The organism is Streptomyces sp. SAS_272, from assembly GCF_052543235.1.
On sequence record NZ_JBMNDR010000075.1, the window covers coordinates 21,968 to 46,705 of the forward strand.

Annotated in this window: 20 protein-coding genes; 8 read left to right on the top strand and 12 right to left on the bottom strand. The window is 71.8% G+C overall.

Features of this window, described 5'->3' with window-relative positions; genetic code table 11:
• Positions 1-326 precede the first annotated feature (326 nt).
• The 3 genes from ACN6LD_RS32285 to ACN6LD_RS32295 form a co-directional block, all read right to left on the bottom strand.
• Positions 327-1,778 (bottom strand): MFS transporter, encoded by a 1,452-nt coding sequence (locus ACN6LD_RS32285; protein ID WP_445045048.1) that lies wholly within the window; start codon positions 1,776-1,778, stop codon positions 327-329.
• Positions 1,779-2,419: 641 nt separating this feature from the next.
• A complete protein-coding gene (locus tag ACN6LD_RS32290; RefSeq protein ID WP_319193897.1) occupies positions 2,420-3,055 on the bottom strand; it encodes a response regulator transcription factor in 636 nt (211 codons plus the stop codon).
• Between the two features lie 18 nt (positions 3,056-3,073).
• Complete coding sequence (locus tag ACN6LD_RS32295; RefSeq protein WP_445045036.1) at positions 3,074-4,321, bottom strand: sensor histidine kinase; 1,248 nt, start codon at positions 4,319-4,321, stop codon at positions 3,074-3,076.
• A 214-nt stretch (positions 4,322-4,535) separates the two neighbouring features.
• Between ACN6LD_RS32295 and ACN6LD_RS32300 the strand changes: the two genes are divergently transcribed.
• Together ACN6LD_RS32300 and ACN6LD_RS32305 are read left to right on the top strand one after the other, a co-directional pair.
• Positions 4,536-4,739: a hypothetical protein gene (locus ACN6LD_RS32300; RefSeq protein ID WP_256905886.1), complete on the top strand. Its 204-nt coding sequence runs from the start codon at positions 4,536-4,538 to the stop codon at positions 4,737-4,739.
• 26 nt (positions 4,740-4,765) lie between these two features.
• Positions 4,766-6,439, top strand: coding sequence for a molybdopterin-dependent oxidoreductase (locus tag ACN6LD_RS32305; RefSeq protein ID WP_445045037.1), 1,674 nt, complete (start codon positions 4,766-4,768; stop codon positions 6,437-6,439).
• Positions 6,440-6,762: 323 nt separating this feature from the next.
• Here the strand turns inward: ACN6LD_RS32305 and ACN6LD_RS32310 are convergent, their stop codons facing one another.
• From ACN6LD_RS32310 to ACN6LD_RS32330, 5 genes are all read right to left on the bottom strand, one after another.
• Positions 6,763-8,760, bottom strand: coding sequence for a GDSL-type esterase/lipase family protein (locus ACN6LD_RS32310; RefSeq protein WP_445045038.1), 1,998 nt, complete (start codon positions 8,758-8,760; stop codon positions 6,763-6,765).
• 261 nt (positions 8,761-9,021) lie between these two features.
• A complete protein-coding gene (locus ACN6LD_RS32315; RefSeq protein WP_445045039.1) occupies positions 9,022-10,047 on the bottom strand; it encodes a 2-hydroxyacid dehydrogenase in 1,026 nt (341 codons plus the stop codon).
• Between the two features lie 56 nt (positions 10,048-10,103).
• Complete coding sequence (locus tag ACN6LD_RS32320) at positions 10,104-11,159, bottom strand: L-idonate 5-dehydrogenase (protein ID WP_445045040.1); 1,056 nt, start codon at positions 11,157-11,159, stop codon at positions 10,104-10,106.
• 96 nt (positions 11,160-11,255) lie between these two features.
• Positions 11,256-12,029, bottom strand: a complete 774-nt coding sequence (locus ACN6LD_RS32325) for an SDR family oxidoreductase (protein WP_319193909.1) — start codon at positions 12,027-12,029, stop codon at positions 11,256-11,258.
• Positions 12,026-12,910, bottom strand: coding sequence for an NAD(P)-dependent oxidoreductase (locus tag ACN6LD_RS32330; RefSeq protein ID WP_319193911.1), 885 nt, complete (start codon positions 12,908-12,910; stop codon positions 12,026-12,028). The genes ACN6LD_RS32325 and ACN6LD_RS32330 overlap by 4 nt, the downstream gene beginning before the upstream one ends.
• 175 nt (positions 12,911-13,085) lie before the next feature.
• On the opposite strand from ACN6LD_RS32330, the gene ACN6LD_RS32335 reads away from it, so the two are divergent.
• The gene (locus ACN6LD_RS32335; protein WP_445045041.1) at positions 13,086-14,594 is read left to right on the top strand and encodes a gluconokinase; all 1,509 of its coding nucleotides are present in this window, start codon (positions 13,086-13,088) and stop codon (positions 14,592-14,594) included.
• A 646-nt stretch (positions 14,595-15,240) separates the two neighbouring features.
• Here the strand turns inward: ACN6LD_RS32335 and gnd are convergent.
• From gnd to ACN6LD_RS32355, 4 genes are read right to left on the bottom strand one after another with little or no spacing between them, the layout of a single operon-like run.
• Positions 15,241-16,137, bottom strand: a complete 897-nt coding sequence (gene gnd / locus ACN6LD_RS32340; protein ID WP_319193914.1) for a phosphogluconate dehydrogenase (NAD(+)-dependent, decarboxylating) — start codon at positions 16,135-16,137, stop codon at positions 15,241-15,243.
• A 3-nt stretch (positions 16,138-16,140) separates the two neighbouring features.
• Positions 16,141-17,154: an NAD(P)-dependent oxidoreductase gene (locus ACN6LD_RS32345; protein WP_445045042.1), complete on the bottom strand. Its 1,014-nt coding sequence runs from the start codon at positions 17,152-17,154 to the stop codon at positions 16,141-16,143.
• Positions 17,151-18,239: an NAD(P)-dependent oxidoreductase gene (locus ACN6LD_RS32350; protein WP_319193918.1), complete on the bottom strand. Its 1,089-nt coding sequence runs from the start codon at positions 18,237-18,239 to the stop codon at positions 17,151-17,153. The genes ACN6LD_RS32345 and ACN6LD_RS32350 overlap by 4 nt, the downstream gene beginning before the upstream one ends.
• A complete protein-coding gene (locus ACN6LD_RS32355) occupies positions 18,239-19,201 on the bottom strand; it encodes a cyclase family protein (protein WP_319193920.1) in 963 nt (320 codons plus the stop codon). Before ACN6LD_RS32355 ends, ACN6LD_RS32350 begins: the two co-directional genes overlap by 1 nt.
• 181 nt (positions 19,202-19,382) lie before the next feature.
• Between ACN6LD_RS32355 and ACN6LD_RS32360 the strand changes: the two genes are divergently transcribed.
• The 5 genes from ACN6LD_RS32360 to ACN6LD_RS32380 form a co-directional block, all read left to right on the top strand.
• The gene (locus tag ACN6LD_RS32360) at positions 19,383-20,177 is read left to right on the top strand and encodes an IclR family transcriptional regulator (RefSeq protein WP_319193922.1); all 795 of its coding nucleotides are present in this window, start codon (positions 19,383-19,385) and stop codon (positions 20,175-20,177) included.
• A gap of 197 nt (positions 20,178-20,374) precedes the next feature.
• The gene (locus tag ACN6LD_RS32365; protein WP_445045043.1) at positions 20,375-21,949 is read left to right on the top strand and encodes a sugar ABC transporter ATP-binding protein; all 1,575 of its coding nucleotides are present in this window, start codon (positions 20,375-20,377) and stop codon (positions 21,947-21,949) included.
• Positions 21,949-23,163, top strand: a complete 1,215-nt coding sequence (locus ACN6LD_RS32370; protein WP_319198390.1) for an ABC transporter permease — start codon at positions 21,949-21,951, stop codon at positions 23,161-23,163. The genes ACN6LD_RS32365 and ACN6LD_RS32370 overlap by 1 nt, the downstream gene beginning before the upstream one ends.
• A 110-nt stretch (positions 23,164-23,273) precedes the next feature.
• Complete coding sequence (locus ACN6LD_RS32375) at positions 23,274-24,428, top strand: substrate-binding domain-containing protein (protein ID WP_445045044.1); 1,155 nt, start codon at positions 23,274-23,276, stop codon at positions 24,426-24,428.
• A 177-nt stretch (positions 24,429-24,605) separates the two neighbouring features.
• The coding region (locus ACN6LD_RS32380) for a hypothetical protein (RefSeq protein ID WP_415925057.1) at positions 24,606-24,738 on the top strand (133 nt) is incomplete at its 3' end.

The following is a 24,738-nucleotide window of genomic DNA, read 5'->3' on the forward strand; positions in this document are numbered from 1 at the left end:
GATGAGGGGCGGGCCGCGTGTGCTGCTGACCTGGATGCGGGGCGCACCGCGTGTACCGCTGACGTGGATACGGGGCGGGCCGCGTGCGTAGCTGACCGCGGCACGGGCCTGACCGCGGTGTGTCGCTGACCGCAGCACGCGGCTGCGGCGCTGTGCATCGCTGACCGCCGTGCGCACGAGCGGCACACGGCGGTCGGAACAGCGGGGGCCGACGCCGGCGGAACGGTCCGCCCGGACGGCGCTGCCCGGAGGCACCGGAGTCGGAGCGGGAGCCGGAGTCGGAGCCGGAGCGTGCGCGGATTCCGGAGCCGGGTCGGGCGGTGTGATCAGCGGTCGGCCCGGAGGCCCTGCGCCTGCGCCGCCGAGGAGGTCTTCCCGGCATCGCCGTCCGCGGTCTCCACGGAGGGCCCGGACTTCCCGGCAGTCTCGGCATCCGCGGCGGGCGCGACGTCGGCCAGGTCGCGGTGGCGGGTCTCCTTGGCGACTCCCACGGCCAGGACCGTCAGGAGGGCGGCGGCGATCACGTACAAGGCGATCGGGGTGGAGCTGTCGTAGTCGGCGAGCAGCGCCGTGGCGATGAGCGGGGCGGGGGCGCCCGCGGCGACGGAGGCGAACTGGGCGCCGATCGATGCCCCGGAGTAGCGCATCCGGGTCGCGAACATCTCGGAGAAGAAGGCGGCCTGCGGCGCGTACATCGCCCCGTGCAGCACCAGGCCGACGGTCACCGCGAGCAGGAGGCCGCCGAAGTCGCCGGTGTCGACGAGGGCGAAGAACGGGAACATCCACAGGCCGATGCCGACCGCGCCCACCAGGTACACGGGACGTCGCCCGACGCGGTCGGACAGCGCACCCCATGCGGGGATCACCGCGAAGTGCACTGCGGATGCGACGAGGACGGCGTTGAGCGCGGTCTGCTTGGAGACGCCGGCCGAGGTGGTCGCGTACACCAGGATGAACGCGGTGATGACGTAGTAGGAGATGTTCTCCGCCATGCGCGCGCCCATCGCGACCAGCACATCACGCCAGTGGTGCTGCAGCACCGACACCAGCGGCAGCGGCTCGGCGTCCGCCGTGCGCGTCGCCTTGCGGGCCTCGGCCTGTGCCAACGCCTGCCGGAAGACGGGGGATTCGTCGACGGACAGACGTATCCACAGTCCGACGATCACCAGCACGCCCGACAGCAGGAACGGGATCCGCCAGCCCCAGGCGGCGAAGGCGTCGTCCGAGAGCACCGCCGTCAGCAGGGACAGCACGCCGGTCGCGAGCAACTGCCCCGCGGGCGCGCCGGTCTGAGGCCACGACGCCCAGAAGCCGCGGCGCCGCGCGTCCCCGTGCTCGGACACCAGCAGCACGGCGCCACCCCACTCACCCCCGAGCGCGAAGCCCTGGACCAGTCGAAGCACCGTCAGCAGAACGGGCGCGGCGGTGCCGACCGTCGCGTGCGTGGGCAGCAGCCCGATCGCGAAGGTCGCCCCGCCCATCAGCAACAGACTCAGGACCAGGAGCTTCTTGCGTCCGAGCCGGTCTCCGTAGTGCCCGAAGACCAGCGCCCCGAGCGGGCGGGCCGCGAACCCGACGGCGTAGGTGAGGAACGACAGAAGCGTGCCGACGAGCGGATCGGAGTCCGGGAAGAACAACTTGTTGAAGACGAGCGCGGCGGCTGAACCGTAGAGGAAGAAGTCGTACCACTCGATGGTGGTCCCGATGAGACTGGCGGCGACGATGCGCTTGAGGCTGGCGGGAGCGGGGGGTGGGGGAGCGGTCTCGGGGGAGGACATCGGCACCACTTCCGTGCGGTCGGCGGGGACGTTGTGTGTCGCCATACCGTAGGAATTCGCAGGTCAGTGGCGTATGTGCTGGGACACCATAGTTCTGGGGGCGGGTGTGCGTGGGGGCACCATGACGGTGCTGGGCGGAGCGCATATGAGGGCCTCAGGTGTGCCTGCGAGAGCGCTTTCCGAGTCGCGCAACCGCGAGCCGGTCGGCGTGAATGTGCCGCAATGCCTGCGCGGTCCAGTCGCGCGGCGCCGCGAGAATGAGGCCGGCCACCGCTTGGGAGACGAGCCTCTCCACGACGGTTCGGGCAGGCAGTGGGTCGCCGGAGCGCACGTGGTGATCTGCACGGCGTAGCCGGCCTGGCGGGCCGCCTGTTCGACGCCGAAGACCGTTGCCGCGGGACCGTACTGGGCGGTGTCGAAAGTCACCACCGACAGCACCTGCGACCTGCCGGAGAGTCCAGGAAGTCCCGTCAACTACGCCTGCAACCGAGGCATGTATGTGGTGATCAACGTGCCCGGCGACGGCCCTTCAGACGCGACCGGGCCGTGGCCTCACGGCCACCCGACAAGCCGGCAACCGCGCGCTGTTGAATCCCAGGGACGCGAGTCGCCCGACGTGCGTGATGGCCGGCATGCGGAGATCACTGTTGTGGCGAGGCGAGGACGCCGCGCGACAGGGCGACGGTGACGGCTGCGGTGCGGTCGTTGACACCCAGTTTGACGAAGGTGCGCAGCAGGTGCGTCTTCACCGTCGCCTCGCCGATGTACAGCTGCCGACCGATCTCGCCGTTGGACAGACCCCGCGCGACGAGGCCGAGTACCTGAACCTCGCGGGGGGTCAGCTGCTCGCCGGCCGGAGCCTGAAGGTGAGTCACCAGCCGGGCGGCCACCGGCGGGGCGAGGACGGTTTCACCGCGGGCCGCCGCCCGGATCGCGTCGGCCAGGGTACCGATCGGGGTGTCCTTGAGCAGGTAGCCGGTGGCGCCGGCCTCGATCGCCGGCAGGATGTCGGCGTCACCTTCGTAGGTGGTGAGCACGAGCACACGAATGCCGGGGTGCTCCTGACGAATGCGCGCCGTCGCGGTGGTGCCATCGGTACCCGGCATCCGCAGGTCCATCAGGACGACGTCCGGGCGCATCGCAGCGGCGAGGACGATCGCCTCGTCGCCGGAGCCGGCCTCGCCGACGACCCGCAGGTCGTCGTAGGCCTCGAGCATGCCGCGGAGGCCGAAGCGTACGACGGGATGGTCATCGACAATCAGGATCTGGAGAGTCATCGAGACGGTTCCGCCCGCTCAGTGGTCGGGTGTGGAGCTGAGGTCAAGCACAGGCTGCAGGCTACGCGCCGCCTGCTCGGCCGGGGGCGGCGGCAGCTCGACCCGCACCGTGGTGCCCTGGCCGGGAGCCGATCGAAGGGTGCAGGTTCCGCCGAGGCTGGAGGCGCGGGTGCGCATGCCGAGCAGGCCGTATCCACCCCGGACGGTGGCCGGGTCGAAGCCCTGGCCGTCATCGGTCACCGCCAGCGCCATGAGGTCGGGATCCTGGCGCAGTTCGATCCGCACCGTCGTGGCGGCGGCGTGCTTGGCGACGTTGGCCAGGGCCTCCTGCGCGGTGCGCAGGAGGGCGATGTCGGTATCGGTGGATGTGCCGGACCGCTCACCGACGATCGAGACCTCGACGCGCGTACCCGTGTCGCGAGAATGCCGGGCGGCGAGCCGGTCCAGCGCATCCGCGAGCCCGCGGCCGGTCAGGTCGACCGGGGCCGATGCGGCGATCAGCGAGCGTGCCTCCGCGAGGTTCTCGCGGGCGGTCTTCTCGAGGATGTCGAGCTGGCCGTCGGCGGCCGTCGGATCACGGAGCAGGGTGGTCCGTGCGACCTGGGCGAGCATGAGGATGCTGGTGAAGCCCTGCGCCAGGGTGTCGTGGATCTCGGCAGCCAGGCGTTCACGTTCAGCATGGACGCCTGCCTCGTGGCCCGCGCGTTCCAGTGCGGCCCGCGTCCGGGTCAGTTCCTCGATCAGCGCGGCCCGCTTGCGGTTCTGCTCGCGGATGCCGGTCAGATAGGCGCCCACGAGGATCGTCACGGTCATGGGCACCAGAACGGTCACGCCGACCATCGCCGGCGTGTAGCGGCTGACTCCGGACCGCGCCACCATGGCCCAGGCGAGCTCGGCGTAGAGGACCGACAGCAGCGGTAGGCGTACCCGCCACCTCGCGACCATCACGAACAGCTGTGGGCAGAGCGCGAACAGCAGTGCGCCGGCGATCGGGGCGATGGCGAGCAGGAGCGGGAACGCGACCGCCAGGACGGCGAAATAGGCCGCACCCCAACGCTCGTCGCGGTTTTCCATGGCCCGCGGAGCGACCAGGGCGTAGCAGGCGACGATGACAGCGAGCGTGCCGAGGGCCAGCAGGCGTTGTCCGAGCGCCACGGAGACGTCGGCCGCTATGGCGACGGCAAGCGGTAGCGCGACGGCGCCGACGAGGACATGCCATCCGACGCGGTAGCGGTGTCCGAAGTCGACGGTGCTGCGCACTGCCACGACTCGCCCACTTTCGCCCGTGATCCGGCCGCCAGCTTACGGGCGCCCGGATCCACAGTGCCCGACCCGGTGCCGAGGGGCGTCCACACACCAGTGGAGCCCTGCGTACGTCGATCGGTTGACGACGGGGTCCGACGACACGTTGTCGCCGCTGCGGCCTTGGAACCGTCACGCTCGATGGCGAGCACTTCGGCTCCCCACCTGGAGATACCCCATGAAGAAGAACTGGTTCGTCCTCGGCCTCGGCGCACTGCTTGCCTTCGTCGGCGCGGGTTGGACTTTGCAGGGACTCGACGTCATGAAGGGCTCGGCGATGAGCGGTGTGACTCTGTGGGCGGTCGTCGGGCCGGTCGTGGCGATCGTCGGTCTGGTCGTGCTGGGTGTCGGCTTCGCCCGGCTGCGCCGGGTGAGCCGATAAGCGCCGCTCAGATGTCCGGGACAGACATGGAGACGCAGAAGACGGATCGGCCGGCACCGGGAAGACCGCCCAAGCAGTGGTACGGCGAGCTTGCCGGCGTCGCGGCCACCGCATTCGCCCTGGGCCTCGGTGAGTTGGTGGCAGCCGCGACGGGCGGGCCGTCAGCGCCCCTCGTGGCGGTGGGTGGCGTCGCCGTGGACGCCGCGCCGACCCCGGTCAAGGAGTTCGCCGTCGCGGTGTTCTACACGTACGACAAGCTGGCGCTGCAGGCGGGAATCGTGCTGGTCTTGGCGGTGTTCGCCGCGTTCATCGGTGTGCTGGCCATGCGCCGGCTCTGGTACGGGCTGGCCGGCGTCGCCGTGTTCGGGATGATCGGCGTACTCGCGTCAGCCACCCGGCCCAGCGCCACGTGGGCGTACCCGCTGCCGACGGTGGCCGGTGCACTGGCCGCTGCCGGCCTCCTGGTGGTGCTGCGCCGTACCCTGCCGCGCCGTGCCCCGGTATCGGCGCAGGACCTGGGGGACGACACCGGCCCCGATACGGACGTGGCGGCACAGGGAACCCACACCCCCGTGCGGAGAGCCGGTTCACCCTCGTCGGATGCCGGCAACTCGGTGCTGGACGGCGCGGGACAGCCACCGGGCCGACGGAGGTTTCTCGCGCTGGCGGTCGGGGCGATCGGTGTGGCCGCGGTGGCCGTACCGGGCGGACGCCGGCTCTGGGCACAGCGGGTGGCCGCGGCCAGGGCCGCGGTGGTCCTCCCGTCGCCGTCGAGCCCGGCAGCACCCTTGCCCGCCAAGGTCTCCGTCGGCGTGCCCGGAGTGAAGCCGTTCGTGACCGGGAACGCGGACTTCTACCGGATCGACACCGCTTTGGCGGTGCCGCAGATGGAACCGAAGGACTGGCGGCTGAGCATTCATGGCCGGGTGAGACGGCCGCTGACGCTGACGTACGAGCAATTGCTGGCACGGCCGATGGTGGAGCGCTACATCACGCTGGCGTGCGTGTCCAACGAGGTCGGCGGCGAGTTGGTCGGCAACGCGCGGTGGTTGGGGGTACCGATCAAGGATCTGCTGGATGAGGTCGAGCCGGATGACAGCGCGGATCAGGTGGTGAGCCGTTCTGCGGACGGCTACACGGCCGGCACACCGACGGCCGCGTTGCGTGACGGGCGGGACGCGTTGCTGGCGGTCGGGATGAACGGGGAGCCACTGCCCGTCGAGCACGGATTTCCGGTCCGGATGGTGGTGCCCGGGCTGTACGGATACGTGTCGGCGACGAAGTGGCTGACGGAGCTGGAGCTGAGTCGTTTCTCGGACTTCAGCGCCTACTGGGTACGGCGGGATTACGCGGCGCTGGCTCCGGTGAAGACACAGGCGCGGATCGACACACCGGGTGCGGGCAAGCGTCTGGAACAAGGTCTGGTGACGGTGGCCGGGGTGGCGTGGGCGCAACATCGTGGGGTGTCCGCGGTGGAGGTCCGCGTGGATGACGGGCCATGGCAAGAGGCCCAGCTCGCGGCCGTGCCGTCGGTGGACACATGGCGGCAGTGGAGCTGGCCGTGGCAGGCGACGCCCGGCGAGCATCGGCTGCAAGTACGCGCCACCGACAACACGGGCCAGGCACAGACAGCACAGGTGCACGACCCGTTGCCCGACGGGGCGACCGGCCGGCACACGATCGAAGTCACGGTTGCCTGAGCATTTCCCGCCGGGCGGGGATTCCCGCCCGACTCGAATCGTCAAAGGACTGCGACCGTCGGCGCCGTGGGCGACCGGGCTGCTGATGGCGCGGCTCGTACCCATGGACACCGAGGTGGCCCGCCGACGGACGACCTAGAGTTCTGACGCCCGCTCGCCGGCGGCAGGAGTGGGAGCCACAGCGGCTCGCAAGCCTGCCCCCGCCCTGGTCGGCACCGAGTGCGGCGATCTCGCCGTCGAGCCGGGTCCGGTGGCGGGAGGCGACCGCGCAGGCAGCGGAGGTGTCCGCCTGCGCGTCGTGGTCCGGCGGCCCCGGCCCTCCCTCACATACCGAGCCGCGCCGCGATGACCGGTGCAAGCCGGTCCGCGATGACGCGGTGCCCCTGGTCGTTGGGGTGGACCGAGTCCGCCAGGTCGCCTGAACCCAGCCATCCGGTGGTGTCGACGAAGGACACCCGGGAGTCGCCGCCGTCGACGGCCGCCTTGACCGCCGCCTGGGTCTGCGGGACGTACCGGCCGCGGAAGGTCTCCAACGCGAAGATCCACGCCTGGGGGTGCGCGGCGCGGACCTTGCGCAGCAGGCTGGTGTACGCCGTCTGGAACTGCGCGGAACTGACCCCGTGCCCCACGTCGTTGGTGCCGAGGTTGATGACGACGGCGTTCGCCTGGTATCGGGAGAAGTCCCAGTCGGGGGTGGCCGCGTTCGGGTTGAGCTTGGTGAACTGCCGTTCCAGGCCGACGCATCCGTCTGCTGCGGCGACCAGGCAGGCGCCGCCCTGGGCGATCTGGGTGTGCTCGGTGCCGAGCCGTTCCCCGATCAGCCAGCCGTACGCGGTGCGGGCGTTCTGCGACGACGTCGTCCCCACCGTGATCGAGTCGCCGACGAACTCGATCAGCTTGCCGGGCGCCGACGGTGCGAACGTCGTGGCGCCGCTGTCGAGGGCCAGCCCCTGAAAGACGGCGTCACCCCGGTACGAACCGGCGATCACCTGGTAGTTGACCTGCAGGGTGTGGTTGCCGGCGGACAGCGGGGAGGGCGTCAGGTTCACCGTCCCCCTGACGTCGTCGTAGAACTTCACCGGGCCGTTGTCGATCCTCGCCCAGAAGTCGATCGTCCCGCGCTGCTTGAGCTGGACCGTCCGGCCGGTGAAGCCGACCCGGTAGTAGGCGCCCGCCCAGTACGGGGTGTAGGCGGTGGAGGTCCTGGTGTCCCAGCGGCCCACGAACTTGATGTTCGGGTCGCCGGGTTGGCCGGGAGCGGCCGCCAGGGCGGACGCGGGGTCGCCGAGCCGGGTGGCGATGACGGGGGCGAGGCGGTTCGCGAACTTGGTGTGGCCCGCCTCGTTGGGATGCCCGTTGCCGTCCTCGTAGTCGGTGCCGTCGGTCAGCCAGCCCGCGGTGTCGACGTAGTGCACCCTGCTGTCACCGGCATTGGTGCGGGCGGTGACGGCCGCCGTGGTCTCGTTGACGTAGCGCTTCTTGAGCGTCTGCACGGCGAACAGCTGCGCGTTCGGATAGGTGGCGCGCAGGTCGGCGAGGAACTTGGTGTACGCCGACTGGAAGGCGGCGCCGGTCACGCCGTGGCCGATGTCGTTGGTGCCCAGGTTGATGACGACGGCGTCCGCCCGGTAGCGGGAGAAGTCCCAGTTCTGGCCGCCCGTGCTCGCCGTCCTGAAGAACTGTGTGCTCAGGCCCGTGCATCCGGACCGGGCGACGAGGCAGTAGCCGGATCGGGCGATCTGGGTGTGGCGCGCCCCCAGTCGCTCGCCGGTCTTCCAGGCGTACGAGTCCAGTGCGAGCCGGTCCGTGAGCGCACCGGCGGTGATGGAGTCGCCGACGAACTCGACGAGCCTGGACGGGGTGTTCGGCGCGACCGTGTGCGCACCTGGGTCCAGCACCAGGCCCTGGAAGACGGTGTCGCCGGAGCGGTACGAAATGCGCAGGGTGTGAGTGCCGGCGGACAACGGCCGGGGAGTGAGGTTCACCGTGCCGCGTACGCCGGGGTGGAAGACGTCCGGGCCGCCGTCGATGGCGGCGTACAGATTGACCGCGTCTCTCGCCTTGACCTTCACGGTGGTGCCGGTGAAGGCCGTCTGCAGGTAGGCGCCGGTCCAGGAGGGCACCGCCGCCGTGCCGGCGCTGGTGTCCCAGCGTCCGACATAGGCGATGTTGGGGTCGGAGACCGAGCCGTCACCCGGCGCGGCCTGGGCGGGGGAGCTCCCCGTCCAGGACAGCAGACAGGCGACGAGAACGGCCGTGACGAGCGCGGGGAGGGTGCGGGCGAGGCGGCGTAATGAGGTGATGTGGGGGGTGGTCTGCACGGGATCCCTTTCGGCGTGGGGTGGGAGCGCTCCCATGGGCAGCCTTTCGAGAGAAGCAATGAAACGGTTCAGCGTCAAGGGTTCACGTGAGGCGGTAGTCAGTGGCGGGGGATGCCGGGTGAGTTCGGTCTGTGGGCTTGCGGTCGACGGCCGCCGGCTCCCTGCGCCCCGGTGTCACCACCGATGACCTGGTCCACCCGGGAGTGACCGGAAGCCGAAGGCCCAAGGCCGGAAGCCCATCGACGCCGCCCCATGCTCGGCTCAGACCGTGCGGTCCGCCACGCGGCGCCGACCGGGCAGGCCCGGTGTGCCCGGGATCGGGGTGGGGGCGGGGCGCCCGTCCAGGACCGCCGCGACATTGCGGGCGGCGAGGTCCACCATGGCGGCACGGGTCGCCTCCGTCGCCGAACCGACGTGCGGCAGCACCACCAGATGCGGCTCGTGGAACAGCGGGTCGGAAGGATCCGTGCGCGGTTCGTCGGTCATCACGTCCAGCCCTGCCGAGTGCAGTTCCCCGCGGCGAAGCGCCACCAGCAGGGCGTCTTCGTCCACGACTCCGCCGCGTCCGGTGTTGACCAGGGTCGCCGTCGGTTTCATCAGGGCGAGTTCGGCAGCGCCGATCATGCCCTTGGTCTCCTCTGTCAGAGGGGTGTGCACGGACAGCACGTCGCTGGTCCGCAGCAGTTCGTCGAACGGCGCCCAGCGGGAGAGCCGGTCGTCTTCCTTGCGCCGTGGGTGGTGGTGCTGCACGCGCATGCCGAAACCGGCGGCCCTGCGGGCGACGGCGCGGGCGATCCGGCCGTAGCCGATCAGCCCCAGGGTTGCCCCGTGCACGTCGAGCCCGAGGAAGGCGTCCATGCGGAAGGCGCCCCATGCGCCGCGGCGCATCGCGTCGACGCCGGCGGGCAGGCGGCGTCTGGCGATGAGGATCAGCGCCATCGCCACGTCGGCGGTGGTGTCCGCGAGCACGTCGGGAGTGTGGGTGACGACCACACCGCGCTGCACGGCGGCTGCCACGTCGACGCTGTCGTAGCCCATCGACGCGAGAGCGACGACCCGCAGGCCGGGGCCCGCCGCGTCGAGCAGTGCGGCGTCGACGCGGTCGGCGCCGAGGACGAGCAGGCCCTCGCATCCCTGGGCCAGTCCGGCCAGTTCGGCGGGTGTGGGCGGTGCGGTCCCCGGCCAGGCGGTGACGTCGAAGCGGGTGGCGAGTCGCCCCACGCCGTCTCCCGGCAGGCCGGTGCGGGTGACCGCTACGCGTGGGTGGGCGGAGGATGTGCCGGACATGCTGAACTCCGTTGTGGGTGGGGTGACCGGGGGAGCGTGGCAGGGGAAGATCCGCGTCAGGCCGTTTTCCGCTCGCCGAAGTCCAGCAGCACCTTGCAGGAGCGGGCGGGGTCGGCCGCTAGCTCGAACGCCTCCTGGGCATCGCTCACGGGGAGCACGGAGGTGACCACCGGGTCCACCGGGAGGCGGCCGTCGGCCAGGGCGCGCAGGACCTCGGTGAGCTCGTCGTCGAAGCGGAAGGAGCCGACGAGTCGCAGTTCCCGGGTGATCAGCGCGTTGGCGGCCACCGGAGTGTCCCCCGGCGGCAACAGGCCGAGGCCCACCACGAGGCCACCCCGGTCGACTCCGTACAGGCAGGTACGCAGCCCCGCCGGGTTGCCGGAGGACTCGATCGCGATGTCCGCGGCGAGTTCGTCCAGTCCGTCGGCGCCTGCGCCGACCCGGACGGTCGTCGTGGCGCCCACCTGCTTGGCGACGGTCAGCGGAGCCTCGTGCACGTCGGTCACGGTGATCTCGGCGGCACCGGCGGCCCGGAGCGCCGCCACGACGAGACAGCCGATGGGCCCCGCTCCGGTGACCAGCACCCTCTTGCCGCGCACGTCGCCCGCCTGTCGTACCGCGTGCCAGGCGACCGCGGCGGGCTCGGCCACCGCGGCCAGCCGCGGCTCCAGGCCGTCGGGCAGCGGAAGCACTCGCTCGGCGGGAACGACGAGGACGTCGGCGAAGCCGCCCTGTACGTGGGGGTTCCGAGCGGCGCTGCCCAGGTATCCGGTGTCCAGGCAGGTGTTCCGTCGCCCGGCGAGGCACTGTCGGCAGCTTCCGCAGGACGCCAGCGGGTGCACGGCCACCGGTGTCCCCGGTGGCGGTGCCTGGGTGCCGGGTCCCGCCGCGCGCACCCGGCCCACGATCTCGTGGCCGAGCACCAGGGGCTCGCGAAGCCGGAACTCACCCACCGCGCCATGGCGCCAGTAGTGCAGATCGGAGCCGCAGATGCCGCCGTACCGGATGTCGACCGCGACCTGGCCCGGGCCGGGCACCGGCACCGGGCGTTCCTCCAGGCGGAGGTCGCCTGCGCCATGCGCCACCACGGCCCGCATCGTCACTGGGTCCATGTTCTCGTCCCGCTCTCTGCCGAACGCTTCGGCTGCTTCAGTTGGTCGCGTGCAGTGAATGGCCGTGGACGGCAGTGGGGCGTGGACGGCCGTGAGTCAGACGACCGCGGTCAGTCCGCCGTCGACGGCGATCACCTGACCGTTGACGAAGTCCGACGCCGGGGCCGCGAGCCACACGAGCGTGCCGACCAGATCCTCGACCGTGGCCCAGCGTCCGGCCGGTGTGCGGCCCCGGATCCACGCGTCGAATTCCGGGTCGTCCACCAGGGGCCGGGTCAGCTCGGTGACCACGTAGCCGGGGGCGAGCGCGTTGACGTTCAGTCCGGATCCGGCCCACTCCGCGCACATGCTGCGCGTCAGCATGGCCAGGCCGCCCTTGGAGGCCGCGTAGGCGGCGATGCCGGGCCGGGCCAGCCAGGTCTGGACGGAGCAGATGTTGACGATCTTCCCGTGACCGCGCTCGATCATTCCGGCAGCCACCGTGCGGCCGACCAGGAAGGCGCTCGTGAGGTTGGTGTGCAGCACCCGCTCGAAGTTCTCCGCCGAAACCTCCAGCATCGGCTCGCGGTGCTGTACGCCGGTGTTGTTGACGAGGATGTCCAGCGGGCCCAGGTTGTCCTCGATCTCCCGGACCGCCCGGCGCACGGCCCTCTCGTCGGTGACGTCGAAGCACGCCGTGTGCACCTTGGCCCCGGTCTTCTCGGCCAGTGCCTGTCGGGCGCGCTCCAGCGCCCCGGCGTCGCGGCCGTTCAGGACGAGTTCGGCGCCCGCATCGGCCAGCCCGGTGGCGAGGGCGGCTCCGATGCCTTTGCTGGAGCCGGTCACCAGGGCGCGGCGGCCGGCGAGATCGAACAGGGCGGGAGCCTTCACGGCCGTACCTCCAGGGGAGCGTAGTAGTGCATCAGAGCCGCGTTGTCGGCGTCGCCGTGGCCGGCGGCTGCGAGCCAGCGGTGCAGTTCGGCGACGGCGGTGGTGATCGGCAGCGGCACCCCCGCGGAGCGCGCGTGGTCACGGGCGGCGTCGAGATCCTTGACCATGTTGCTGACCCGCCCGGTGGGGGAGAGGTCGGCCTCGGCGAACTTCACGAAGAACTCCTGCAGGAGTGCTGAATCGGCCCGGCCTCCGGTGAGCGCGGTGAGCACCTGACGGGGAGGAAGGCCGGCCGCCCGCACGAGGGCGGCTGCCTCGGCGAGCGCCGCGAATCCGCAGCCGACCAGTACCTGGTTCACGGACTTCACCAGCTGACCGGAACCGGCGGGGCCGAGGTGCGTCAGCCGAGAGGCCAGGTCGCCGAGTACGTGAAGGGCACGTGCGACGTGCTCCTCCTGGCCGCCGAGCATCAGCGTCAGCTCACCCCGCTCGGCGCCCGGTGCGCCGCCCGACAGCGGGGCGTCGACCCATCCGGCGCCCAGTTCCGCGGCACGCTCGGCGAACTCGCGGGTGCGGCCGGGGTCGATGCTCGACATGTCGATCACCAGCACGCCGTCCGGAGCCGCGCCCAGGATGCCGTCCGGCCCGAAGGCGACCTGCTCCACGACCTCCGCGGTGTTGAGGGAGAGGATCACCACGCCCGACGTGGAGAGCAGGGCAGGTGACGGTGCCGTGGCGGCCCCCTCGCGGGCGAGTTCCGCGACGACCTGCGGCCGGATGTCGTAGACGCGTACCGCGCGTCCGCGGCCCAGCAGCCGTCGCGTGATGGCGGAGCCCATGACTCCGAGCCCGGCCACGCCGACCTCTGTATCTTCTGACACCTGACCTCCTGAACGAAATGCTGTACTCGAATCAACATACTGGTCAATGGGGAGGGGAAAGGCAATGCTTCTTCCTGTTTTTGAGGAACATGCACGCTCTTTCGTACAGTATCTTGGCTCCCGTTCCGCATGCTGTTAGCGTCTCGAGGTCTGCTGAGTCGAAACGGAGACCGCCATGAACGAGGTCGGCGAGGTGGTGCTCGGCATCGACCTGGGCACCACCGCCATCAAGGTGGTAGCGGTGAACGCCGCGTACCGCCCGGTGTCGACTGTCGAACGCCCGGCCCCCTTGCGCACCGGAGAAGACGGTGAAGCCGTCCATGACCCCGTGACCGTGCTCGCCGGGGCCGCCGACGCGGTACGCGAGAGCGTGGAACACTGCGCGCGACGAGGACTCACCGTGCGGGGGCTGTCCTTCAGCGCGGCCCTCCACACCCTGCTCGCCCTGGATCCCGCCGGCGAACCGCTCACTCCGGCCCTGAGCTGGGCCGACACTCGGGCGGCCGACATCGCCCGGCGGCTGCGTGCCGAGCGAGGGGAGGCACTCCACCGGGCGACCGGCACACCTGTGCACCCCATGGCGCCGGTGTCCAAGCTCGCCTGGTTCGCCGCGCACGAGCCGGAGCTGTTCCGGCGCGCTGCCGCCTGGTGCGGAATGAAGGACTACGTCCTGTACCGGTTCACCGGCCGACTGGCCACCGACCTCTCGTGCGCCTCCGCGACCGGGATGCTGGACATGCACACCGCCGACTGGCACCGGCCGGCCATGGAGTCCGCTGGAGTGGTCGCCGAGCGGCTCCCCGAACTCGTCTCCCCGACCACCGCCTTCCCGCTGCTGTCCGGGCCGGCCGCCGCGCTCGGCCTGCCCGCAGGGCTGCCCGTGGTCGCCGGCGCGGGAGACGGACCGCTCGCCAACCTCGCGGTCGGCGCCATTGCCCCCGGCACGGCCGCGCTGTCCCTGGGGACCAGCGGCGCACTCCGCGTCGTTCGCGACCGGCCGGGCGTGGACGACAGGCGCCGCGTCTTCTGCTACCACCTCGCCGACGGACTGTGGGTGCTCGGCGGAGCGGTCAGCAACGCCGGAGTCGTCGCCCAGTGGGCCGCCGAGTCCTTCGGCGGCGTCGACGTGGCCGACCTGCTGAAGGAGGCTGCCGAGGTCGAGCCGGGTGCCCAGGGCCTGACCGCGCTGCCCCACCTCCTCGGCGAACGCGCTCCCTGGTGGGATCCCGACGCCCGCGGCGCCCTGATCGGCCTGAGGCGCGGCCACGGCAGAGCCCACATGACCCGGGCCATGATCGAGGGCGTAGGACAGCAACTGGCGCTGGTACGGGACTCGGTGGTCGCGGCAGGCGCCCCGATCGCCTCGGTGCGGGCCACGGGCGGAGCACTGCGGTCCTCGCTGTGGGCGGAGATCGTCGCGGCGTCGCTCGACATGCCGTTGGAGATCACCGACGACACGGCCGGCTCCGGATTCGGCGCCGCACTCCTCGGCTGGCGCGCACTCGGCGCCGTGCCGCACCTTTCCGCCCTGCCCGCCGAGGTCTGGGCCCGTCCGCACCGCACGGTCTTCCCGGACCCGGTCGCCGTACGGAGGATGGCGCAGACCCGGCCGCGGGTGGAGCGGTGCTACGAGATGCTGCGGGACCTCTCCGCCCAGGGCGTGTTTCGAAGTAGCGTCGTCTGACCGAAGGGCAGACGGGACTTTCGAAACACGCCCTGGCACCGGCGCCAGGGCGCCGCAGCGCTCACCGGCCGCCGCCGTGCTCACCGGCCCCACCTGCCCGACCGACGAGACCGACGCGACCGACGCGACCGGACGGGAGCGCCCGCGGCTCGGCGCATGACCGGCGCGGTGACCGGCGCCCCCCGCGTCCTGTCGCGGCCGTGACGCCCCCCGCACCGGCCGGCGACAGCGCTGCGAGCACCCAGTGAACGCCATGGCGAAGAGCCGGGTCGGACCGGCCGGGCCGAGCAGTGCGGTGAGAGCTCCGGTCGCGTGCACGGCCCACGGGGCCAAGGGGATGCCCGTCTCGTTGGGCAGCCCGTTGGGCAGCCCGTTGCCGGGCCGGACCGCCGCCGAGGCCCGGCCGCCCGCCGGGTGGCCGAACGGCTTCAGGCGGCGGTCGGCGCGGTCGGCGCGGCTGCCTGGTCGAAGAAACCCCACCCGCTCGCGTCCCGACCCGCTCTCCTCGGCCACGCGCCGGACACCGGGCATCAGCCGCGGGGCGGCCGGCAGGGCCGGCCCCCGGCGTCGCCCGTTCGCGTGTGTCTCCCTCTGTTCCGAGGGCGGTTGATCGGACATGGCGGTCCGGCGGTGACCCGGCCTCGGGTCAGGCCGAGCCGGCGGCGACAGCGGGCGCGGCGTGCACGGCGTGTCCGCCGAACTGCTGCCGCATCGCGGCGAGCGCCTTCAGCTGGGCGGCGTCCGGCTTGCGGGAGGCGAAGCGGGCGAAGAGCGCGGCGGTCATGGCGGGGGCGGAGACCGCCAGGCGTACCGCCTCCTCGACCGTCCAGCGGCCCTCGCCGGAGTCGTCGACCCGGCCGGAGAGACCGGCCAGGCCCGAGTCCTGTTCCAGGGCGCGGACGAGGAGGTCGAGCAGCCAGGACCGTACGACCGTGCCGTGCCGCCAGGAGGCGAGCACCTTCGGCACGTCGGGGACGTACTCGCTGGCCTCCAGCAGTTCGTAGCCCTCGGCGAGGGCCTGCATCATGCCGTACTCGATGCCGTTGTGGACCATCTTGGCGTAGTGTCCGGCGCCCACCGGGCCCGCGTGGCAGATGCCGTCCTGTTCCGGGGCGAGCGACTCCAGCAGCGGCCAGACGCGCCGGACGTTGTCGTCCGTGCCGCCGCACATCACCCCGTAGCCGTTCTCCCGGCCCCAGACGCCGCCGCTGACGCCGCAGTCGACGTATCCGACGCCGTGCTCGGCGAGCATCCGGGCGTGCTCGGTGTCGTCGGTGAAGCGCGAGTTGCCGCCCTCGACCACCACATCGCCCGGAGACAACAGGCCGGCCAGCTGCTGTAGCGCCTGGCGGGTGGGGTCGCCGGCCGGGAGCATCAGCCAGACCACGCGGGGGGCGGCGAGCTTGCCGACCAGTTCCTCCAGGGAGTTCACGTCACGGTCCGGCGAGGTGCGGCTGTAGCCGACCACCTCGTGGCCGCGGTCGCGCCAGCGGGCCGCCATGTTGCCGCCCATGCGTCCGAGACCGACGATTCCTGTCTGCATTGCTCAGCCCTTCGAGGTGTGGTGCGGGTGGCAGGGACTGTTGTTCTCACGCAACAGTCGGAGGACGACGCTGTTGTCGAGGTCGCCGAGCCCTCGGGCCTCGATCGCCGTGTACAGGTGGGCGACGGAGGTGGACAGCGGCAGCTCGACGTGCGCCTGCGCGGCGCTGTCGAGGACGAAGCCGAGGTCCTTGTGGAGGTAGCGGGCGGGGCCGGAGGGCGTGAAGTCGCCGGCGGCGAGATGGCGGCGCTTCTGCGTGAGCACCTCGGAGGAGGCGAGACCGCCGGCCAGCACCTCCAGCAGGGCCGCCGGGTCGAGTCCGCCGTGCTCGCCGAGCACGACGGCCTCGGCCAGCGCCACGAGGGTTCCGGCGACGACGAGTTGGTTGCATGCCTTGGCGAGCGATCCGGCTCCGGTGTCGCCCATGCGGCGCACGGTCGAGCCCATGGCGGTCAGGTACGGGCGGACGCGTTCCACGGCGTCCTCCGTCCCGCCCGCCATGATCGACAGGGTGGCTTCGCGGGCGCCGGTCACGCCCCCGCTGACGGGAGCGTCGACGACGGTGACGCCGTGGGGACGCAGTTCCCGCGCCAGGGCGCGTACGGCGACGGGGGAGACGGTGCCCATCACGACGAGGGTGTCCATGGCCCGGGCCGCCGCTGTGGTGTCCAGGCCCGCGAGCAGCCCGTCCGGGCCGGCCGACACGTCTCGGACCTGCGGCAGATCGGGGAGCATGGTGACGACCGTGCGGGCACCGGCCGCGACCTCGGCGGGACGGTCGGCCGCACGGCAGCCGGCGGCGACGGCGGCGTCGAGCGGGGCGCGGCCTCGGTTCCAGACCAGGACGTCGAAGCCGGACTTCGCGAGGTTGGCCGCCATCGGAAGGCCCATCGCACCGAGCCCGACGAAGCCGACCGTGCCGGCTGCGCCGACCGTGCCGGCTGCGCCGACCGTGCCGGCTGTGCCCGCTGCGCCGACTGTCTCGGCGGTGTCGGACCGGGGAGGCGGGGGGCTCACGGGCGGACCCCCGCCGGCGCGTGCCGCCCCGTGTCCGCCGCGAGGGCGCCCAGCCGCTCGGAGAGGTAGGCGTGACCGAGCACGTCTCGGTTGACGACGAAGCGCGGCAGCCGGCCGGTCGCCACGTCCAGGACGGCCCGGACCGCGCTCCCGCCGTTGCCGGCGGACATCTCGTCGGTCCACGCGAGGCTGTGCGGACTGAGGACGACGTTGTCCATGCCGAGCAGCGGGTTGTCGGCGCCGGGAGGCTCGGACTCGAACACGTCCAGTCCGGCGCCGCGGATGCGGCCGGAGCGCAGCGCGTCGATCAGCGCCGCTTCGTGCACGATCGGCCCGCGGGCGACGTTGAGAAGCACGCCCGAGGGCTTCATCAGCGACAGCCGGCGCGCGTCCACGAGGTGGTGGGTCTCCTCGGTCAGCACGCACATCACGATCACCGCGTCCGCCTCGGCCATCACGGCGTCGGCGTCGACGAGACGCACGCCGAGTTCCCGGGCGGTTTCCTGCGGACAGTAGGGGTCGTAGGCGATGACCTCGGTGTCGAACGGCCGCAACAGCCCGACCAGGTCGCGGGCGGTGTTGCCGAGGCCCAGCAGACCGATGCGGCGGCCGGTGAGGCCGAGCCCCATCCACTGCTCTCTCGCGGACCAGCGTCCCTGACGCACCAGCCGGTCCTTGGCGGTGACGTTGTGCAGGACGGCCAGCAGCATGGTGAGGGCGGCGGTGGCGACCGGGCGTCTGGCGCCGTCCGGGGTGATGGTGACCAGGGCGCCGTGGCGCGTGCAGGCGTCGAGATCGACGGCGTCGTAGCCGACGCCGAAGCGGGCGAAGAGAAGCGGGGGCCGGGTGACGCCTTCGAAGGTGCGGGCGGTGACGGCGGGCCCGGCGAACAGGACGGCGTCCAGGCCGTCGATGTCCGGGGCGAGGAGCTCGTCGGTGTGGCGTGGGAGGTGGTGCCAGCTGACTCCGGCGGCGTCCAGCTCACTGAGCCGGATGTCGCCCCATACGTTGTTCCCGTCCGCGTCGAGGAAGTCGCGGCTGACTCCGACGGTGAACCGGCCGTCGGCCGGCTGGGCGCTCGTCATCACAGCACCGCGACCGGGTTGACGGGGGAGCCCGTGCCCCCGGGGACGTTCAGCGGTGCCACGACGAGCAGGAACTCGTAGCGGCCCTCTGCCGCGCAGGCGGTCGACAGGGCCTCGAGGTCGAGATTGTCCAGCAGTGGTACGCCCATGGCGGTGATGGCCAGGGCGTGCACGGGGGAGTGCAGTCCGTCGACCGGGGACGGCCTCACGTCGCTGTCGCCGTCGCCGCCGAGCAGGGAGATCCCGCGCTCGGCGAGCAGGGGAAGGGCGTCGACGTGGAAGCCGGCGCTGGCGTTGTCCGGGTTCCAGGCCCCGAGCTCGGCGCGGCGGCGGAAGTGGCCGGAACGCAGCAGCACCGCGTCGCCCTCGCCGATGCTCACGCCGAGAGCCTTCTCCGCGGCGACGACGTCCTCGGCGTGCACGGCCGTGCCGGGCTCGAGCCAGTCGATGCCGAGGACCTCGGGCAGGTCGATCAGAACGCCCTTGGTGACGAGGGGACCGAGGTCGGACACCGCGCCGAAGCGGGCGCCGGCGGCGTCGACCACCTCGCGGGCGGTGCGGCCGTCGTAGAGCTGCCCGCGATAGGCGATGTGGGAGAGCGCGTCGAGGTGGCTGACGCCCTTGCCGTGGTAGTCGACGGCGATGAAGTCCTTGTGGCAGGACGGCTCGGGGGCCTCGACGTCGCCGAGGTCGGACATGTAGTGCAGAGCGGGCTTGCCGTTGTCGGGGCCGGGCGCCGTGTTCCAGGGCAGGGCCATCGGGACGGTGGTGCCGCTGCGGACCAGGGCGCCGGCACGCCGGACGTGGTCGGGGGTGACCCGGTTCCAGGCGCCGCGGTCGGCGGGGGTCCAGCGGCCCCATGTCCGTACGGCGGCGAAGAGGGAGTCGAACTCCTCGCGTGACAGGCGAGGGCCGTTGTCGGGAAGGGGAGGCGGCGGGGGATTTGTCGGGCTGCTGGTCATGAGCTGCTCAGCGCTCCAAGGCTCGGAGGGTGTGGTCGGCCGGCCCGGAAGGCACGCTACGGTCGGGAGACTCGGCGAATCTCGATGGCAAAGCGCGCGGCGACGGCATTGTCGTTCGGTGGCAGACGAGGGACAATAACAACATGCTGAACGACGAACAGAATGATGGGTGGAAACGACGGTGAGCGCAAGCGATCCGGGAAGCCTCGTCCCGGCGGTGACCCGAGCGGTGGCGATCCTCGACGTGCTCGGCGAGGCGGAGGGGCGGCCTCTGTCGGTGAGTGACATCGCGCGTGCCCTGGGGCTGCCGAAGTCCTCGACGGGGAACCTCTGTGCCTCCCTGGAGGCGGCAGGCATGATCACGCGCAACGGCACGGGTTTCGGTCTCGGGCGCAAGCTGGTGGAACTCGGCGGCCGCTATCTGTCCACGGTCGACCAGCTGCGCGACTTCTACGAGTTGTGCCGCCGCAGCGCGCACATCTCGCGGGAGACCGCCCGGGTGGCCGTCCTGGACGGCCTGGACGTGCTCTACCTGGCCCGATATGACGGCACTCAGCCGCTGCGGCTCACGGCCAACATCGGCGACCGCTTTCCCGCGAACTGCACGGCGACCGGGAAGGCCATCCTGTCCACCCTGGATCCGGCGGTTGCGGAGGACCGGTTGCGCGGTCGCACGCTGCCCGCGCTCAGCGAGCGGTCCATCACCTCGGTGCCCGCGCTGCTGGAAGACCTGGCGGCGGCCCGGGAGCGTGGCTACGCGGTCGACGACGAGGAGGCCACGGCGGGCGTCCTGTGCCTTTCCGTGCCGGTCGCCGGCTTCCGCACCGACTCGGCCCCCTTCGCGATCAGCGTCACCGTGCTCAAGGCGCGACTCGACGACGAGTTCCGTGCGGCGCTGCTGAAGGATCTGCGCGTCATCGCGGCAGGACTGGAGAACCCCATGCTGCCGCAGGGCCTGTCCGTGGGGGGCGGATGAGCTGACACGGGTCCCGCCCGGGCGGGGGCGGGGTGAGCGCGACGACGACGGCGGCCGTACGGACCTTCTCCGTACGGCCGCCGTAACTTTGGAGCAATCTATGTCGACGGGAGTATTGACCAGGATGCTGTGACGAGTTCAGGATTCTGGTCGAGCCGATGGATCGGTCCTCGGCCTGCAGATCCCCGGAGAAGTCCGTGAACGACGCTCCCGACGACACAGCCCCCAGTTCTCCGTCGCCCGACGGACGCGCGGTCTCCCGTCCGCTGGTGACGATCCGCGGACTGCGCAAGCGGTTCGGAGGCACCCTCGCCCTCGCCGATGTGGACCTCGACATCCAGGCGGGCAGTGTTCTCGCCCTATTGGGTCACAATGGTGCCGGAAAGTCCACGCTCATCAAGATCCTGGCCGGCGTCTATCGAGCCGACGAAGGCCAGGTCACCGTCGCCGGTCACCCGCTCGGCTCCGGCGCCGCGTCCACCGAGATGTCCTTCATCCACCAGGACCTCGGCCTGGTGGAGTGGATGACGGTGGCCGAGAACGTCGCCCTGGGCACCGGCTATCCCCGCCGCGCCGGGCTCGTCTCCTGGCGGCAGGTGCGCCGGCGCTGTACCGAGGCCCTGGAGATAGTCGCCGGTCACCTCGACCCCGACGCGGCCGTCGCCGACCTGACCCGCGCCGAACGCTCCCTCGTCGCCATCGCCCGCGCACTGGCCACCCGCGCCCGCCTCATCGTCCTCGACGAACCGACGGCCAGCCTCCCCGCCGCGGACTGCGCCCGGCTCTTCGACGTCCTGCACACCCTGCGCGACCGCGGCCACGCCATCGTCTACGTCAGCCACCGCCTCGACGAGGTCTACCAGGTGGCCGACCGATTCGCCGTCCTGCGCGACGGTCACCTCATCAGCCAGGGCCTCCTCGCCGACCACGGCCCCGACCGGATCGTGCACGACATCGTCGGTCACGAGCCGGAGAGCCACCGCCCCTCCGCCCCCCGGACCACGGGCGCCCCCGCCTCCGCCTCCACCGTGCTGCGCCTGACGGGCGTCACCACCGAGGGCGCCGGTCCCGTCGCGCTGGAACTGCGCGCCGGGGAAGTCCTCGGCATGGTCGGTCTCACCGGAGCCGGCCACATGGATCTGGGCCGCGCTCTCGCCGGTGCCCGTCCCCTCACCGACGGCGAGGTCCTGCTCGACGGCAGGCCGTACCGCCCCCACTCGGTCGCCGCCGCCGTCGACGAGGGCATCGGTTTCGTCACCAGCAACCGACAGGAGGAGGGCTGCGCCCTCGAACTCACCGTGCGGGAGAACTTCCTGGCCAACCCCCGCGCAGACGCCCGCGCCCCCTGGCGCTGGATCAGCCCCGGACGCGAACGCGCCGAGGCCAGGTCGCTCGTCGAGCGGTTCGGCGTGCGCCCCGCGGACTCCGAGGCGCCGATCGCCACCCTCTCCGGCGGCAACCAGCAGAAGATCATGATCGGCCGCTGGCTGCGCCTGAGCCGACGCGTGGTGATCCTCGAGGAGCCGACCGCCGGCGTCGACGTCGGCGCCAAGGCCGAGATCTACCGGCTCCTGGACGACGCCCTCGCCGAAGGGCTCGCCGTCCTGCTCATCTCCACCGACTTCGAGGAGGTCGCCGACGTCTGCCATCGCGCCCTGGTCTTCGTCCGGGGCGGCGTCACCGCGGAGCTGTCCGGCGAGGCCCTCACCGTCACCGAACTCACCCACGCCGCGTCGGCCATGCCGGCGCTGACCGGAACGGGCAACCACTGATGGCCACCGACACCGAATCCTCCCGCCGAGCCCAGCGGTCCACGACCGGTGACGACGGCAAAGCGCCCGAGCGCGCGCGTACGGCCGGCGCCACGTCCACCGGACCGTCCGTCGGCACGGGCGCAGGCGGCCGCCTGCGAGGCCACCTCATCGGCACCTACGGCCTGCTCACCCTCACCGTCCTGCTCTTCCTCGTCTTCTCCCTCGCCCTGCCGGACACCTTCCCGACCCTCGACAACATCTCGTCGATCCTGTCCAACCAGTCGATCCCGGCCATGCTCGCCCTCGGCGCGATGATCCCCATCGTCACCGGCAAGTTCGACCTCTCCGTCGGCTACGGCCTCGGTCTCGCCCACGTGCTGACGATGCAGCTCGTCGTCAACAACGGCTGGCCCTGGCCCGTGGCCTGCGTCGTCGTCATCGTCGGCGGCGGCATCATCGGCGTGCTCAACGGACTGCTCGTCGAGTTCGCCAAGATCGACTCGTTCATCGCCACCCTCGGCACCGGCAGCGTGCTGTACGCGTGCACCGGATGGATCACCGACGGCGCGCGCATCGTCCCCGGCCCGCAGGGACTGCCCCCGGCCTTCACGGACCTGTACGACTCGAAGTTCCTCGGCCTGCCCGTACCCGCCTTCTACGTCCTCGGCCTCGCCGTCGTCCTCTGGCTGCTGCTGGAACGCCTGCCGCTCGGCCGCTACCTGTACGTCATCGGCTCCAACGCCCGCGCCGCCGACCTGGTCGGCATACCCACCCGCCGCTACGGCGTCTACGCCTTCGCGGGCTCCGGAATCGTGGTCGGCTTCGCAGGCGTCCTGCTCGCTGCCCAGCAGCAGATCGGCAACCCCAGCGTCGGCATGGACTACCTGCTGCCCGCCTTCGTCGGCGCACTGCTCGGCTCCACCGCGATCAAGCCCGGCCGCGCCAACGCCGCCGGCACCGTCGTCGCCGTCGCCATCCTCGCCATCGGCCTCGCCGGCATCCAGCAGCTCGGAGCCGAGTTCTGGGCCACCTCCCTGTTCAACGGCGGCACCCTCCTCCTCGCCGTCGGCCTGGCGGGCTACTCCGCACGCCGCCGACTGCGCGCCGGGGCCAACGCCACCCGCACATCACTGTCCGCACCGTCGGCCTCCGCCGCGCCGGCCGCCTCCGTGCAGACCTCCGTCGCGGCGGCGCAGTCCGCGCCCCCACCGCCGTCCACGACAACGGACTAGATCCGCGGAGCAAGCCCCGTCACAGCCGAGCCGGCCCGTCGTGCTGACTCCACCCACCCCCCACGAGCCCCGCCTTCCGCCCTCCCCGCAGTTCAGCAAGGAGCCCGTCCGTGTCGTACCACCACACCCGCACAGCGTCCCTGAGAGCCGTGGCCGCACTCGCCGTGGTCACCGCGTTCGCCGCAGGTTGCACTCGAGGTTCGCAGGCCGGCACCGCCAGCGCCGTCGCCGACACCAAGGCCGGCTGCCCCGCCGTCCTGGCCACGGCCAAGACGGCGGTCAAGGCGGCCGAGGACGTCGACGCCCCCTTTGACGGCCCGACCACCGGCCCCCGGGCGGTCGCCGGCAAGACCATCGTCTACGTCGCCCAGAGCATGACCAACCCGGGCGTGGCCGGCGCCGCCGACGGAGTCAGGGAGGCTGCTCAGGCCATCGGCTGGAAGGTACGGATCATCGACGGCCAGGGCACCCCGGCCGGCATCCAGGCCGCGCTCAGCCAGGCCGTCGCCGTCAAGCCCGACGGAATCGTGCTCTCCGGCTTCGACCCCAAGTCGACCGCACAGCAGGTCGCCCAGGCCGACGCCGCCGGCATCCCGCTCATCGGCTGGCACGCCGTGGACGCCCCCGGCCCCAGCACGGACCCCAAGCTCTTCAGCAACATCACCACCAAGGTGCAGGACGTCGCCAAGATCAGCGCCGACTGGATCATCAGCCAGTCCAACGGCCGGGCGGGCGTGGTGGTCTTCACCGACGCGTCCATACCCTTCGCCAAGGGCAAGTCGGACCTGATCGAGAAGGAGCTCGCCACCTGCTCCGACGTCAAGGTCCTGACGACGTCCAACATCCCCATCGCCGACGCCAGCAGCCGCACGCCCCAGGAAGTGTCCGCGCTGCTGTCCCGCTTCGGCGCCAAGTGGACCAGCTCGGTGGCCATCAACGACCTCTACTTCGCCGATGCCGCCCCGGCACTTCGGGCAGCGGGCAAGCAGGGTGACGGAGCCCCCTTCAACATCGGCGCGGGCGACGGTGATCCGTCCGCCTTCCAGCGCATCAGCAGCAGGCAGTTCCAGTCGGCGACGGTTCCCGAGCCGTTGTCCGAGCAGGGCTGGCAGATGATCGACGAGTTCAACCGCGCCTTCGCCGGGAAGCCCGCCAGCGGCTACGTCGCTCCGGTCCACATCGCCACGGCCGACAACAGCGGTGGCAAGTCCTCCTGGGACCCCACCGGCTACCGCGAGGCGTACCGGAAGCTCTGGGGGAAGTGACCGGAGCGATCCGAGTCACCCGGCCGACCTGAGCCCCACCGAGGCCGACCTGAGCCCCACCGCGGGCTGCTCCTCCCGCTCTCCCCGGCGGGAGGGGCATCGCCGCGCCCGCTTCCCCCCGCGCCCTTCATCGCCCCCTGCAGATCCTGGAGTTCGTCCGTGAACCCGCCCCCGCCCGTGGACGCGTCCTGCCTCACCCCTGTCGCCGCCTTCGAGTGGACCGAGCTGGACCAGCGGGCCGTGGACACCGCCCGCGTCCTGGCCGCCGATGCCGTACAGAAGGTCGGCAACGGCCATCCCGGTACGGCGA